Below are 14,414 nucleotides of genomic sequence, written 5' to 3' on the forward strand. Positions count from 1 at the left end.
TGACATTGATTTCCAATCCTATTAAAATATTAGATAATAAACCACCAATTTGGCTAATGCGACAAGCTGGTAGATATTTGCCTGAATATATGGCAGTAAGAAAAGAGGTAAAAAATTTTTTAGAATTTTGTTATGATGTAGATAAAGCAACAAAAGTAACACTACAACCAATAAAGCGTTTTGGTTTTGATGCAGCAATAATTTTCTCTGATATACTTGTACTGCCGCACGCTCTCGGTTGGGAAGTAGATTTTAAAGAAAACATAGGTCCAGTACTAAAGCAATTTAAATCAAAAGAAGATTTTAAATATTTACAAAGTAATTCAAGTGATAAATTAGAAAAAGTATATGAAATAGTAAAAAAAGTAAGGAAAGAATTACCTAAATCTACTTCTCTAATAGGTTTTGCTGGTAGTCCTTGGACAGTAATGACTTATATGTTAGAAGGAAAAGGTAAACAAGACTTTAGAGTTAGCAAAAAATTTATTTATGAAAATGAAGAATTAGCAAAAGAATTACTTGAGTTTATTACAGAAAAAACAATTCATCATCTTATAAATCAAATAAAATCAGGTGCAAATATAGTAAAAATCTTTGATTCATGGGCTGGTATTTTACCGGAAGAAGAATTTGATGATTTTGTGATAAGACCAACGAAGAAAATAATAAAGAATATAAAAGAAGCTTTTCCAAATATTCCTATTATTACTTTTCCTAAAGGTGCAGGGCTTTTATATGAAAAATTTTTAGAAGAAGTACCAACAGATATTTTAGCTATTGATCCATTAATACCGCTTGAGAAAATGAAATTGTGGAGTAATAAAGTAATAGTGCAGGGTAATTTAGATCCGGTAATATTGCTTACTAATAAAAAAATAATAAAAGAAAAAATCCATAAAATTTTATCAATAATGGAAAATAAGAATTTTATTTTTAATTTAGGACATGGTATTTTACCGGAAACACCGCCAGAAAATGTAGAATTTTTAGTAAAATGCATTAGGGAATATGAATATAAATAAAAAAAAAATAGCAATAGTGCTTTTTAATCTAGGTGGTCCAGATAGTCTTAAATCAGTGAAGCCATTCTTATTTAATTTGTTTTATGATAAAGCTATTATTAATCTACCTAACCCGTTACGTTATATTAGTACTAAATTAATATCTACAACGAGAGAAAGGAAATCTCAAAAAATATATTCTCTAATAGGGGGTAAATCGCCTTTACTTGAAGAAACAGAGAAACAAAAACTAGCATTGGCAGAAAATTTAAAACAAGCTACCAATGAAGATTTTAATATCTTTATAAATATGCGTTATGCCTCACCAAAAATAGAAGAAACCATAAAGCAAATAAAAGAATATAATCCTACAGAGGTGATATTATTACCCCTATATCCACAATTCTCAACAACAACTACAGGTTCATCGGTAAAGAATTTTTTAAGTAACTTTGATTTTAATATTCCGGTTAAAGTTGTTTGTTGTTATCCAGTAGAAGAAAATTTTGTAAAAGCTCATACTGCTTTAATAAAAGAAAAAATATTTGATAAAAATTTTCGAATATTATTTTCAGCTCATGGTTTGCCTCAAAAAATAATAGATGCAGGAGATCCATATAGTTTTCAAGTAGAAGAAACAGTAAAAGCAGTAGTTAAAGAGTTAAATATAAAAGATCTAGATTATAAAGTAACTTATCAAAGTAGAGTAGGACCTGTAGAATGGTTAAAGCCAAATACAGAAGATGAAATAGAAATAGCAGGGAAGCAAAATAAAAATATAATAATTGTGCCTATAGCTTTCGTTTCTGAACACGTAGAAACACTAGTTGAGCTCGATATTGAATATAAGTTAATTGCAGATAAGTATAAAATAAAATATAATAGAATCGCGACGCTTAGCACAAATAAAATTTTTATTAAAAGTTTGACAAGTACTTTATTAAAATTTATTAATAAAAAAGAGGGTGATTTTTTAGTAGCTAGTAGTAATAGTGAAAGAATATGTCCTGATAAATTTAGTAAATGTTTGTGCTTTACCTCATTCCCGCCTATGCGGGAATCCAGTAAATAAAAAATTATAAAAACAAGGATAGAAAATGGCAAATTACTACCTATGGTTTAAATCAATTCATTTAATTTCTGCGATATGCTGGATGGCAGGATTGTTATATTTACCACGGATATATGTTTATCATACTAAGGTCAAAGTAGGTAGTGAAACAGATAAAACTTTCCAAATAATGGAATTAAAGCTCCTTAGATTCATCATGAATCCCGCAATGATTAGCACCTTTATATTTGGTTTAATAAATGCTTATATTTATGGATTTGCTGCCCTTGATGCTTGGTTTCATGTTAAGATGTTTGCAGTATTAATTTTAGTAATATTTCATGGCTTACTTGCAAGATGGCGAAAAGATTTTGCCATTGGCAAGAATGTTCATTCAGAAAAATTTTACCGCATAGTAAATGAAATTCCTGCCATTTGCATGATTGTTGCGGTTATTATGGTTATAGTAAAACCTTTTGACTGATATAGTAATAGTAAACTGATTTGAACGCATGTAGCACGTTGTTTTCTTAGTCTATTATCTTTTTAAAAAATTCTTTCATTAATAAGGCAGAATCTTCAGCAAAAATTCCACTATATATCTCCGGTCGGTGAAAGCAGGCTTTGCTGTTAAAATATCTCAAATTGCTCTCAACTGCTCCGTGTTTTGAATCAGAAGCACCATAAAATAAACGTTTCAATCTGCTATGAGCGATAGCTGTAGCACACATAGCACAAGGCTCTAAAGTAACGTATATATCGTAATTGCTTAAATTTTTAGAAGATATAATTTTACATGCTTCATTAATTGCAATAATTTCAGCATGATAAAGAGCATTATTTTTTTCTTCTGTGTTGTTATAACTTTTAGCTATAATTTTCTGATTTTCTCTATCAACAATAACTGCTCCAACCGGCACTTCGTTTTTACTAAAAGCAAGTTCTGCTTGTTTTAAAGCTTCTCGCATAAAAAAATTATCAAAATTCATCTGACAATATATTCACGATAATTGACATGCTCTTCCACCCCATAAGGGTCTTGATGGATTATTATTTCAGAGTCAGGGAATTCTTGTAATATATCAAAAGCAATTTCATCGCTAATTTCATGAGCATTATAAAGCGACATATTGCCATCCATTTCCAAGTGGCATTGTATAAAAGCTTTTTGGGCGGCATATCTAGTTTTCATTTCATGCACACCTTTCACGCCACGATGCTTATTAATTATTGCAATAATTTTTTGTCTGTCTTGTTCTGGTAATTCATGATCAACTAAATTTTTAAAAGCTTTTTTAAATAAGGAATAAGAAGTATGAAATATATATAATGCAATAACCACTCCAAATAAAGGATCAACAAACCAAAAACGATCACTTAAATTTAAAGAGATAATTACTATAACATTAGTAAGTAAATCGGTAAAATAATGTAGCTTATCAGCTTTAATTATATCTGATTTAGTTTTTTTTATTACATAGGTTTGATAAAGCACTAAGATAATTGTTAAAAATATACATATGTACATTATCATCGTACCATCGCTAATATTTTCTGGTTTAGTTTTTTCAAACAAGGATTTGATAGAGGAAAAACCGACAAAAAAAGCTGATGCAAAGAAAAATATTGATTGAGAGAAAAGTGTTAAATCTTGCATTTTTTCATGCCCAAATCTGTGATGATAATCTGGTGGTTGCAATGCAAATCTTAAAGCTATTAAATTTATAAAAGAAGAAGTTATATCAAGCATTGAGTCAATCAAAGAAACAAGTATTGATTGCGAATCAGTCACAAACCAAGCATATATTTTTACGCTTAGAATAATTAATGCCGTAGTAACTGATAAGTAAGATGCCGATTTTATTAATAAATTACGACTATTAATATCCATAAATAATATTTCCAATTCCTTTTAGTAGTTTAACAAAGAAAATATAAAATTCAATTAGAATTAGGTTTATACTTTACAAAATTCCAAAAACCGTATAATTAGTTATATATAGTACTTTAAAATGAGAAATCATATGAAAATAATATCTAAAATTATTGTTATATTACTTGCAGCTTCAATGTTGCAAGCATGCCAAGGTCCGGGCGGCATGAATAAGCAAGGTAGTGGTACGCTAATCGGTGGAACAGCCGGTGCATTACTAGGTTCTCAATTTGGCGGTGGTACAGGACGACTTACTGCAGTAGGAGCAGGTGCATTACTTGGTGCAATCCTTGGTAACCAAATTGGTGCAGGTATGGATGAACAAGATAGAAAACTTGCAGAGCTTACCTCCCAAAGAGCTTTAGAAGCTGCACCAAGTGGTAGCAGTGTACAATGGCGTAATCCTGATAATGGTAATTATGGTACTGTAACACCAAGCAAAGCTTATAAAAACAATACCGGTCAATATTGCCGTGAATATACCCAAACAGTTGTAGTAGGCGGAAAACAACAAAAAGCTTATGGCACTGCCTGCCGTCAACCTGATGGACAATGGCAAGTTGTTAATTGATTATTGAAGCGTCATTGCGAGCGACTGCAAGGAGCGTGGCAATCTCAGGAGACTTTACGAGATTGCCGCGTCGAGGCTTTGCCTCTCCTCGCAATGACGTTATAAACAAAAAGAGTTTTCAATGACTTTTGAAATAACAAGTACGGCGTTTAAGCATAACGAGCGTATTCCTGATAAATTTACTTGTAAAGGTCAGAATATTTCTCCGCATTTAGAGTGGAGCGGCTTCCCTTCAAATACTAAATCTTTTGTTTTAATTATGGATGACCCAGATGCTTCGGTAGAATTAGCACCGCCGCACGGCATATGGGATCATTGGATAATCTACAATATTCCGGCTTCTATAACGCAGCTCCAAGAAGGAGAAGTAAATGACGATATTAAAGTTTTAAATAATGGTTGGAAAGAAAAGAAATATGGTGGTCCATGCCCGCCAGCAGGTAAGCCTCATCGGTATTTTTTCAAGCTATATGCTTTAAATGATTATCTTGAACTTGAAGAAAATGCTAGCAAGCAGGATTTAGTACTAGCTTTGCAAAGCATTTATTAGGTCAGGCGGAGCTGATAGGTATTTACTCGACGTAAATAATTCTCTATGTCATTCCCGCGAAGGCGGGAATCCAGAAAAAAGTCTGTCATACCGCGGCTTGACCGCGGTATCTCAGGACATATTCTATGGCACAAGATCCCGTGATCAAGTCACGGGATGACAATGATAATTGACTAGATTCCCGCTGTTGCTGGGAATGACATCGAAGCCACGGGATAACAGAAGTAAACTAGTCCATGCAGTCCATAATAGAATTTCATAACGTATCTAAAAAATTCGGTAATAAGTTACCGATAAATAACGTTAGTTTCACTGTTAAAAAAAATAATATTACCACTTTAATAGGACCAAACGGGGCAGGTAAAACTACTATAGTTAGGCTAATGCTTGGGCTTGAAAAACCAACAAGTGGCGAGATTATAATTGATCCTAGATTAAAGATCGGTTATGTGCCGCAAAAATTTAACTTAAGTTCTGATTTGCCAATTACAGTAAAGAAGTTCTTAGATTTACTAGCACCAAATAATCTTGCTAATGATATTAAAGAAATTCACACATTCATCGATTTGGAGCGTTTAAAAGATCAAGAAATTTCTACGCTTTCAGGCGGACAGTTTCAAAAGATAGTTCTCGCATCTTCTTTGCTTAGCAAACCAGATCTAATTATTTTAGATGAGCCACTACAATCTTTAGATGTCACAAGCCAGCAAGAATTTTATCAGCTTATTAGTTTAATCCGTAAGAAGCTAGATATTACTGTTTTCATGATTTCACATGATTTATTTACAGTAATTAAAAATTCTGACCAAGTAATATGCTTGAATGGTCATATATGTTGCACCGGAACTCCAAATGCTATAGCTCCAAACTCTGATTTCTCAAATGCCCTTTCATCTCTAGGCTTTTATACTCACCACCACGATCATAAGCATTAGTCTATCATATGCTGGATAGTATATTTTTTATGTTAACTTAATAGGGATGCATTTTTCTATAGGAGTGTTTAATCCTTCAATGATCGAATCGCTTAATTCTTTGTTAGAAGCTACAAATATTGTTTCTTGTATATCTTCATCAGTAATTAAATATGTCATATTTTATTCCACGAACCACGTTGATCTTGAGTAAAACAGTCTATAGTGTTTTCCTGTTTAGTAATTTGGCTTATTTTTAAATTCAGCTTTTTTAAATCTTCCGGTAAATCAGTTATTATAATTATTCTTTTAAAATCGCTGACATACTCTTTAGCTTGTAAAATTTTCTCTATGTTAGTCGGTGAGATAATAATAAGCACACTAGCGTTATTGGGATTTTGTAGTGTATCAGTAATGTAAATAGGCTGTTTTTCAGGTTGCGGGTCAACTTTACTGCCGTGAGGGATAAATTGTTTGCGGGAATAAGTCCAAAGATTTTTATTTAGCATTTCTTGCTGCTCTGTATCAACAGTAAGTACAACGCTCTTAAGATCAGAATAATAACACTTCTCTATCAAAAGAAAAATTGCTTTCAGCAGTAATTCATCACTTGTTTGATAAATACTAAATTGCTGCATAAAAACCTTAATACTATTCTTATGAGAAAAAATTTAAGTGGTACGGATGAAGGGACTTGAACCCCCACGCCTTGCGGCACAAGAACCTAAATCTTGCATGTCTACCAGTTCCATCACATCCGCATATACTTGTTTTATTTGAAAAATTGGCTATGTCGTCTTTGTAAATCCTCAGATGCTCACGTACTATTGTACGCTCCGCTCCGAAAGTATCAGACTCCATGCTCTTTTCCAAATAAAACTTCGTCTATTATTTTTTATAGTATTTGAAAAATTGGCTGTATCGTTCAATTTTACTTTAATGTCATTCCCGCATAGGCGGGGATCCAGTAACATTTAATGTTTCCATTAAAAAATTATAATACACATCGTATAATTTTTGTAAATCGCTAATTTTGGTATATTCGTTTATTTTATGTGCAGCGTCTGATAATAAACCGAATTCTACTAAGGGGCAATAATTTTTAACAAATCTTGCATCGGATGTACCGCCGCTTGTAGAAAAATTTGGTTTTATATTAAGAGTTTTTTCTACTATTGTAGCAAATTCTTTTATCTTATCATTAGGATTTTGAATAAAACTATCGGCAGAGCTATTATATTCTAGCGTATAATCTAATTTATACTTTTGGCAGTGTTGTTTAATAATTTCTTCTACCTGTTTTGCTAGAGTTTCTGCACTATGCAAGTTATTAAAACGTATATTAAAATGTGCAATTGCTGTTTCGGGAATCACATTTGTAGTATTATTACCAACGTCAATATTTGTTACTTCGAGGTTTGAACTTTGAAAAAATTCAGTACCTTTATCAAGCTTAATATTTGTTAGCTCGTTTAATACTTTTATTAAGCAAGGTAATGGATTATTTGCTTTTTGCGGATAAGCTACATGCCCACCTAAGCCTTTTACAGCCAACTTAAAATTAATACTTCCTCTTCTGCCAATTTTAATCGTATCCCCTATCTCTTTTTCACAAGTAGGTTCGCCGACAATAGCAAAATCAATTTCGTGTCCTTGATTATATATATATTGTAGCATCTCCTTAGTGCCGTGCTTTGCTTTCCCTTCCTCATCGCTAGTAAGTAAAAAGCTAATCGAACCTACAAAATCGGTATTATTTTTTATGAAGTCTAAGCTAGCTGCTAGAAAACATGCAATTGACCCTTTCATATCAACTGCCCCTCTGCCGTATATTTTTCCGTCCTGCTTATGAGCTTTGAAAGGATTAGAATTATACCAAAGGTTAGGATCACCAGCAGGAACTACATCAACATGCCCAACAAAGCAAATATTAGGTTTACTATTGCCATAAACAGCATAAAGATTAGTAACTTGCTCGGTCTCACCAAAAATTTTCACCTCGGTCTTAAAGCCATGTTCTTTAAGCAAATTGTCAATATATTCAATAGCTCCGTTACTTTGGGGAGTTAGAGATTCAAAACTAATTAAGTTTTTTAGGTAGGTAGTGTGCATTAGAGTTATTTTTGACTATCTAGTTGTTGCTAAAATCTTTTTACCAAGTAGTGTGATTTTTTCTATAACAATCTTTTTGGTTAGTAGGAATAATATTTTTAGTATCTCTATATGCAGAGCCAACTAAATTATAATTATTATTCTTTACTTCTTTTAAGTCTATCCTCTCAAAACTAAATTCAAACATATCAATTTTTGAATTTTCAACGACTTTTTTGAAATTGGAAGAATTATTTTTTCTTTTTTTTGTTGTTTGAGGTGGTACTAGTATTTTTTTTTCATAAAACCAATAGTATCTTTGGTAATTAGGTTTATGTGCGTCAGTGAAATAAAGTATGGAAGGTTTTACTCTTGTATAAGGTAAAAAATATGGTAGTAGAATAACGGCTTGTAATCTTGCTTTTGACAATAAAAATTGACGAACGCCAGAAATATCTTTTCTAAATAAAAAACCTTCAGGTACTACCAAAGCCATTCTACCGCCTTCTTTTAAATTTTGAAGACAATGCAGGGCACAAGCGGCAGTACCGTTATTTTTAGCAATATTGTTATAATAAAGAGGTGTAATGTCATTATCACTACTCATGCTAAAATATGGCATATTAGTAACAACTACGTCAAATTTTAATTGTTGGTTTGTCTTGGAGCTGATGTAGCAAGGACTTCTTAGACTATCTACTTGTTTGATTTCACTATATCCATCGTCACCTTGTAAAACAGTATTCATTTTTGCAATTCTAGCAGTTTTAGTTATTTCTCGCCCATATAACGTATTATGCTTTAGTTTTTCTAAATCTTCATCGGTATTAATTATATTATTTTCTTTGATATATTTAAAAGCTTCTGTTAAAAACCCTCCACTGCCACAAAAAGGATCATATACTGTTTCACCAAATTTAGGGTCTACATAATTGATCGTAAGCTTTATTATATTTTTAGGAGTGAAATATTCACCCAAATAATCACAGGTTGATCTAGTTTTTTCTAAAAAATACTCAAACGCATTATCTTTTATATTTGTTGAAGATAAAATAAGAGGATCAATTATGTTGATAATATGGCGTAGAGTACTAGAATTACTTAGAGAAATAGGGGTAAAAACATCGCCACCATATTTATTCTTAATTTGTTCTATAACATGTCCGTTAATGTAACCGATAATATCGTCATCTGATTGAGCCTTGATGCTATTCCACCAAGATTTTTCATTATTCTCACTTAGTAATTTCAAGAATAATATATTTGCAAATTCGCTAAATCTTTCTATCCCTGCTCGAAGCCCCTCGCTTCTTAAAAGGTTATTTAAGTTTTTAAATACGGATATTAACTCCTCACGTGAGACTTTGACCTCTTTAGGTATAGTCCAAGCTTCGTGGCTATTTACGTCTATAAAAGCTAATAATTCTTTTTCACGCAGTAATTCTTTTACTTCATCGCCGTTTAATATAAGCTCTTTATTGTTAGCGACAAAACGAGCTTCACAATAAGCTCCGTTCATTGCGAATACTATAGGGATATCAAGCAATTTTGCATATTCTGCTGCTTGCTCTAAAGCTTGAGTTAAACCCTTACCTGCTTTCTTTTCTTCTATTATTGCGATAGGTCTATCAGTGTTACTTTCATATAAAATATAATCTGGTCGCTTTCCTTTTAACTTAGTTTGTTCTGTTTTTAATTTAGGCTTTTGAAAATAAACATTTTTTTTAACATCATTATCTATATGCCAACCTTTATTTACTAGGTTGTTACTGATAATCCACTCAGTTTGTTGTTCTGCTAGCATAAAATTTAATACTAAAATATCTTAATTAATAATTATATATTCCTATATATATTCGTACAAGACTATAATGTTACTTAAGCATAAAAACAACTTTTATCCTATTTATAAGAATAAATTACTATTAAAAAGTTTCAATAATTTATATTAATAATCTCGATATAATATTAAATATTAACCCACCAATTAAATACCTGACATAATAGTTGCAAATACTAAAATATAATGTTAGAATGAAATAATGCTAAAAAAAGAAGATTTTAGGACATTATCAACGAGTGCACAAGCAGCTTTAAGAAAAGTTGCATTAAGAGCAATTGATAAAGGAGAAAAACAATCAGATGTATCAAATCTTATAGGAGTAACACGTCAGACTATTAGTAACTGGGTTAACAAAAGAAGAAGAGGTGATAAATATGCAATAACTGGCAAGTCTAGAGGAAGAAAGACAGGAGAGAAAAGAATAATAAATGAAATGCTGGGTAAAAAAATACAAGATTATATAAATCACTCTAGACCAGAAGATCACAATATCAAATCTGCACTATGGTCAAGAAAAGCTATTAATGCCCTGATTAAAAAATGCTGTGGTTTCTTTTTGCCATTAAGTACGATTGGAGAATATTTAAGAAGATGGGGATATACTGCACAAAAACCAAAGAAATTAGCTTATGAGCAACAGCCAAAACAAGTTCAAGTATGGCTAGATGAAGAATATCCCGCAATAGTAAAACAAGCACAAATGGAACAAGCTGAAATACACTGGTGTGATGAAGTGGGTATAAAATCAGAATGTCAGGTGTTACAGAGCTATTCTTTAAAAGGCAAAACACCCGTAGTTATTCATAAATCAAAACGATTTACTATAAATATGATATCAACTGTTACGAACAATGGTAAACTAAGGTTCATGTTATATGAAGATACACTAAAAACAGATATATTTATAGAATTTCTAAGAAGATTAGTGAAATCTGCAAGAAGGAAGATCTTTTTAATATTAGACAATTTAAAAGTACATCATAGTAAAAAAGTATACAGCTGGACAAATAAGCATAAAGATAAAATTTCTTTGTTTTTTTTGCCTCCTTATACTCCACAACATAATCCAGATGAATACTTAAATAATGACTTAAAAAGAAATGTAAATAGAAAACATATACCTCTTACAAAAGATGAGTTAAAATACAATCTTAAATCTTATTTACGTTGCTTACAGAACAATCCTAAACATATACAAAAATTGTTCCAAGCCGATGATGTTAAATATGCCTCTTAAGTCAGGTATTTAATTGGTGGGTTAATAATAAATGATTTTTCATATCCTTGCGAATCCCAGTAAATAACCGTAGCCCACGACTAAATAATTTAGCGGACATTTCCTTAGAAATATAAGCCTTGTCTCCAAATAATTTACCCCATAATCCTTTGGTAATTGAGTCTACAGCAGATAAATCACTAGCATTACCCTTTGTTATTTTAATTGCCATAATCTGACCTTTATTATTAATTACAATATGTAATTTAAATCCCATAAACCATCCGTAACTACTCATACCTATTTTAGCAATGCCACTAAACACTTTATTATTATTTGTACGTTTTGCATGACATATCGATAATTTGGTTGAATCAACAAAATATATACCAGTCTCATCTCCTGTAAATAATTGTAACATTATAGTTAAAGGTAATACTAATCTTGGCCACAACTGGATTATCCGACTGTAACTAGGAAGACTAAAATATCCTCTATATTTACATGATAGATGATATAAATAATAATTCTTAAAATCTTTGCATGGAGATATATAAAAATATAATACTATAGTTATATAGTTCTGAAAGCCTTAAACTCCCTGATCTCCTACGCTTCCTAACGCTGGGTATTAATTTGCTTTCTTCCCATTCTTCGTAAACTTTACAATAATTATCTATTATACAAAATAGAGTTATGATACATCTTTTCATTGTTGAGTGCATATTTTTTTGATTCAAAATCTATGTAACTCAACACTCCTCTCTTGTAAATACCCTGCTTTATTATCTTTATTCCTTACACTCTTATCCTAAACTGGCGTTTAATAATGTCGACCTTGCTAATTATCAGGTTATTAATGTTGAGCATAGTCACGATGCAGCAAAAAAAGCTGTAGAGCTTGCAAAGAAAAGAGAAGTTGCTGCCATTATGAAAGGATCGCTACATACTGACGAGCTTATGTCAGCGGTAGTTCATAAAGAAAACGGCTTACGTACCGAACGCCGAATAAGCCATGCTTTCTTAATGGCAGTGGCAACTTTCCCTAAACCTTTTATCATTACCGATGCTGCTATTAATATCCGCCCTACCTTAGAGGACAAGCGTGATATAGTGCAGAATGCTATAGATTTAATGCATATCCTAAAAGAAGATAAGCAGGTTAGAGTTGCAGTATTATCGGCTGTTGAGACTGTTACTTCCGCAATCCCCACTACTCTTGATGCAGCTAGCCTATCTAAGATGGCAGATCGTGGACAAATCACCAATGCTATAGTGGATGGTCCTCTTGCTTTTGACAATGCTATATCTTTATTTGCAGCAGAGGCGAAAGGTATTAGCTCATCTGTTTCAGGGAATGCTGATATATTAGTGGTACCGGATCTTGAGTCGGGTAATATGCTTGCAAAGCAGCTTAAATATTTAGGTCAAGCAGTTATGGCTGGTATCGTACTTAGAGCTAAAGTGCCGATTATTTTAACCAGCAGATCCGACCCTATGGATATGCGTGTGATTTTTTGTGTACTTGCTTCGTTTATTTATAACCATTCTAAAGCTAAGTTGCATGTACAAATGAAAGGTAGTTAGCATGAAAGATGTTATTTTAATAGCTAATGCCGGTTCGTCTAGTCTAAAAATTTCCGTTTTTGAAACTAAAGATACGAAAATAAAAGATAAAATTTATAATATTTTTTTAGAAAAAAATGATACTAAAATAGTATTTCATATAAATAAGAAGCAGGAATCTATTACTGAAATTAATGGCGATGCTATTTCAGCGATGATTGAGCTTTTTGAAAGTTGGTGGAGAAATCAGAAAGATTTACATTTGATTGCTACCGGTCATAGAATTGTCCATGGAGGAAAAAATTTCAATAAACCCGTTCTTATTGATCATAAAATTAGTGAAGATTTAAAAGCGTTAATCCCTTTAAGCCCTTTGCATCAACCATATAATTTAAAAGTATTAGATTTATTCCTCCAAAAATACAAAGCAGTCCATCATATAGCTTGTTTTGATACATCATTTCACTTTACCAACCCACCAATCGCAAAAGCTTTCGGCTTACCAAAAAAATATTATGATAAAGGGGTTATTCGTTATGGCTTCCACGGCTTATCATATAAATATGTTAGCAGCCATTTTAAAGAAATGACCCAAAAAGATTTACCTGAAAAAACTATCATAGCTCATTTAGGAAGCGGTAGTAGTTTATGTGCAATCAAAAATGGTATAAGTCTAGCTAGTTCTATGGGTTTTAGCGTACTTGATGGAGTGATGATGGGAACTAGAACAGGTAGCCTTGATCCTGGAGTTGTGCTATATCTTTTGGATCATGAAAAAATGACCACCGCAGAAATAACCGATTTACTATATAAAAAATCTGGATTGCTCGGCATATCGGGCGAAAGTTCCGATATGCGTACTTTGCTTACAAGTAATAATCCTGATGTTAAGTTTGCGGCTGCTCTAGAGGGGCTTGATTGCTTAATCTTTACTGCCGGTGTCGGTCAGAATTCCGCTATAATACGTGACATGATTAGCGATAAACTTTTATGGCTCGGTATTAAAATAGATGATGCAAAAAATCAAAAAAACGAGTATATAATAAGTACAGAAAACAGTAAGGTTAAAGTTTTCGCCTTACCTACAAATGAAGAATTGATCATCGCAGAAGAAGTAATGAGATTTTTATAGTACATTATATAAATTTTTTAACTTTTTTGTAATATATCATAACTATTAACTTTCTTTAAAATCTAAGATATGCAACTATAGGTATATTTCAACTTATATTTTTGGAGGAAGTTATGGTAGAAAAATTTGATGCAAAAAAAGCCGGAAAAATAATAAAAAATATTAAAAATGAAAAGGTAAATCCATTTTTTAATAAAACAACAGGTAGTAAAACATACACATCTTCAGAACAAAAATCTACAATACCAAATGCACTTAAGAACAAAGCAAAAAAAGGTTATGAACAAGCATTAAAAATAGAAGCAAAGGCAAAAGACGCTGGTGTTAAACTAGACAAAGATGCAAAAATAAAAGATCGATATACACAAGCTACCAAAAAAGATAATTTTAATAAGCATCAAAGCGATCAAGCTTATGCAAAAAATCAGCAAGCCCATAAGGATTTTGTTAGTGGAAAAACAGCAGCTGCTCAAAAGCAGAGAAGAGACGATTATCGTGGAAGATAAAGCATAATTCATTTGCATTTGTTAGCACTATAGACTAAAC

At 31.9% G+C, this 14,414-nt stretch carries 14 protein-coding genes, 1 tRNA gene and 3 pseudogenes; 10 read left to right on the forward strand and 8 right to left on the reverse strand.

Annotated elements, in window-relative coordinates; all coding sequences use genetic code 11:
• Positions 1-36: 36 nt before the first annotated feature.
• The 3 genes and pseudogenes from hemE to hemJ form a co-directional block, all read left to right on the forward strand.
• Positions 37-978, forward strand: a pseudogene (hemE, locus tag AAGD54_RS00005) (uroporphyrinogen decarboxylase); the annotation flags it as partial.
• A gap of 30 nt (positions 979-1,008) precedes the next feature.
• Positions 1,009-2,073, forward strand: a complete 1,065-nt coding sequence (gene hemH, locus AAGD54_RS00010; RefSeq protein WP_341794681.1) for a ferrochelatase — start codon at positions 1,009-1,011, stop codon at positions 2,071-2,073.
• 25 nt (positions 2,074-2,098) lie between these two features.
• Positions 2,099-2,536, forward strand: a complete 438-nt coding sequence (gene hemJ / locus AAGD54_RS00015; RefSeq protein ID WP_341788605.1) for a protoporphyrinogen oxidase HemJ — start codon at positions 2,099-2,101, stop codon at positions 2,534-2,536.
• A 46-nt stretch (positions 2,537-2,582) separates the two neighbouring features.
• Here hemJ and AAGD54_RS00020 read toward each other — a convergent pair whose 3' ends face one another.
• Both AAGD54_RS00020 and AAGD54_RS00025 read right to left on the reverse strand, forming a co-directional pair.
• On the reverse strand, positions 2,583-3,041 hold the full coding sequence (locus AAGD54_RS00020) for a nucleoside deaminase (protein ID WP_341794682.1): 459 nt from the start codon (positions 3,039-3,041) through the stop codon (positions 2,583-2,585).
• Entirely contained in the window at positions 3,038-3,943 is a 906-nt protein-coding gene (locus AAGD54_RS00025; RefSeq protein ID WP_341795219.1) for a cation diffusion facilitator family transporter, read from the reverse strand. The genes AAGD54_RS00020 and AAGD54_RS00025 overlap by 4 nt, the downstream gene beginning before the upstream one ends.
• Before the next feature lie 133 nt (positions 3,944-4,076).
• Between AAGD54_RS00025 and AAGD54_RS00030 the strand changes: the two genes are divergently transcribed.
• The 3 genes and pseudogenes from AAGD54_RS00030 to AAGD54_RS00040 all read left to right on the forward strand — a co-directional run bounded on the left by AAGD54_RS00030 (position 4,077) and on the right by AAGD54_RS00040 (position 6,041).
• The gene (locus AAGD54_RS00030) at positions 4,077-4,556 is read left to right on the forward strand and encodes an RT0821/Lpp0805 family surface protein (RefSeq protein ID WP_341794683.1); all 480 of its coding nucleotides are present in this window, start codon (positions 4,077-4,079) and stop codon (positions 4,554-4,556) included.
• 121 nt (positions 4,557-4,677) lie between these two features.
• Positions 4,678-5,141: pseudogene (locus tag AAGD54_RS00035) on the forward strand (YbhB/YbcL family Raf kinase inhibitor-like protein).
• A 201-nt stretch (positions 5,142-5,342) separates the two neighbouring features.
• Entirely contained in the window at positions 5,343-6,041 is a 699-nt protein-coding gene (locus tag AAGD54_RS00040; RefSeq protein WP_341794684.1) for a metal ABC transporter ATP-binding protein, read from the forward strand.
• A 27-nt stretch (positions 6,042-6,068) separates the two neighbouring features.
• On the opposite strand, the gene AAGD54_RS00045 is transcribed toward AAGD54_RS00040, so the two are convergent.
• The 5 genes from AAGD54_RS00045 to AAGD54_RS00065 form a co-directional block, all read right to left on the reverse strand.
• The gene (locus tag AAGD54_RS00045) at positions 6,069-6,200 is read right to left on the reverse strand and encodes a hypothetical protein (protein WP_012152315.1); all 132 of its coding nucleotides are present in this window, start codon (positions 6,198-6,200) and stop codon (positions 6,069-6,071) included.
• Positions 6,197-6,658 carry a DNA polymerase III subunit chi gene (locus AAGD54_RS00050; RefSeq protein WP_341788610.1) on the reverse strand — a complete coding sequence of 154 codons (462 nt, stop codon included), beginning with the start codon at positions 6,656-6,658 and terminating at the stop codon, positions 6,197-6,199. The genes AAGD54_RS00045 and AAGD54_RS00050 overlap by 4 nt, the downstream gene beginning before the upstream one ends.
• Before the next feature lie 38 nt (positions 6,659-6,696).
• Positions 6,697-6,781, reverse strand: a tRNA-Leu gene (locus AAGD54_RS00055).
• A gap of 181 nt (positions 6,782-6,962) precedes the next feature.
• Entirely contained in the window at positions 6,963-8,132 is a 1,170-nt protein-coding gene (gene dapE / locus AAGD54_RS00060) for a succinyl-diaminopimelate desuccinylase (RefSeq protein WP_341794685.1), read from the reverse strand.
• A 40-nt stretch (positions 8,133-8,172) separates the two neighbouring features.
• Positions 8,173-9,915: a class I SAM-dependent DNA methyltransferase gene (locus AAGD54_RS00065; RefSeq protein ID WP_341794686.1), complete on the reverse strand. Its 1,743-nt coding sequence runs from the start codon at positions 9,913-9,915 to the stop codon at positions 8,173-8,175.
• A 238-nt stretch (positions 9,916-10,153) separates the two neighbouring features.
• On the opposite strand from AAGD54_RS00065, the gene AAGD54_RS00070 reads away from it, so the two are divergent.
• Positions 10,154-11,191 (forward strand): IS630 family transposase, encoded by a 1,038-nt coding sequence (locus tag AAGD54_RS00070; protein ID WP_341794233.1) that lies wholly within the window; start codon positions 10,154-10,156, stop codon positions 11,189-11,191.
• A gap of 1 nt (position 11,192) precedes the next feature.
• Here AAGD54_RS00070 and AAGD54_RS00075 read toward each other — a convergent pair whose 3' ends face one another.
• Entirely contained in the window at positions 11,193-11,747 is a 555-nt protein-coding gene (locus AAGD54_RS00075) for an IS982 family transposase (RefSeq protein WP_341795220.1), read from the reverse strand.
• A gap of 248 nt (positions 11,748-11,995) precedes the next feature.
• Here AAGD54_RS00075 and AAGD54_RS00080 point away from each other — a divergent pair.
• From AAGD54_RS00080 to AAGD54_RS00090, 3 genes and pseudogenes are all read left to right on the forward strand, one after another.
• Positions 11,996-12,757 (forward strand): annotated as a pseudogene (locus AAGD54_RS00080) (phosphate acetyltransferase); the annotation flags it as partial.
• Between the two features lies 1 nt (position 12,758).
• A complete protein-coding gene (locus tag AAGD54_RS00085) occupies positions 12,759-13,868 on the forward strand; it encodes an acetate/propionate family kinase (RefSeq protein WP_341794687.1) in 1,110 nt (369 codons plus the stop codon).
• Between the two features lie 113 nt (positions 13,869-13,981).
• The gene (locus AAGD54_RS00090) at positions 13,982-14,374 is read left to right on the forward strand and encodes a hypothetical protein (RefSeq protein ID WP_341794688.1); all 393 of its coding nucleotides are present in this window, start codon (positions 13,982-13,984) and stop codon (positions 14,372-14,374) included.
• The last annotated feature ends 40 nt before the right edge of the window (positions 14,375-14,414 follow it).

Source organism: Rickettsia endosymbiont of Rhinocyllus conicus, from assembly GCF_964026465.1.
Classification (GTDB): Bacteria; Pseudomonadota; Alphaproteobacteria; order Rickettsiales; family Rickettsiaceae; genus Rickettsia.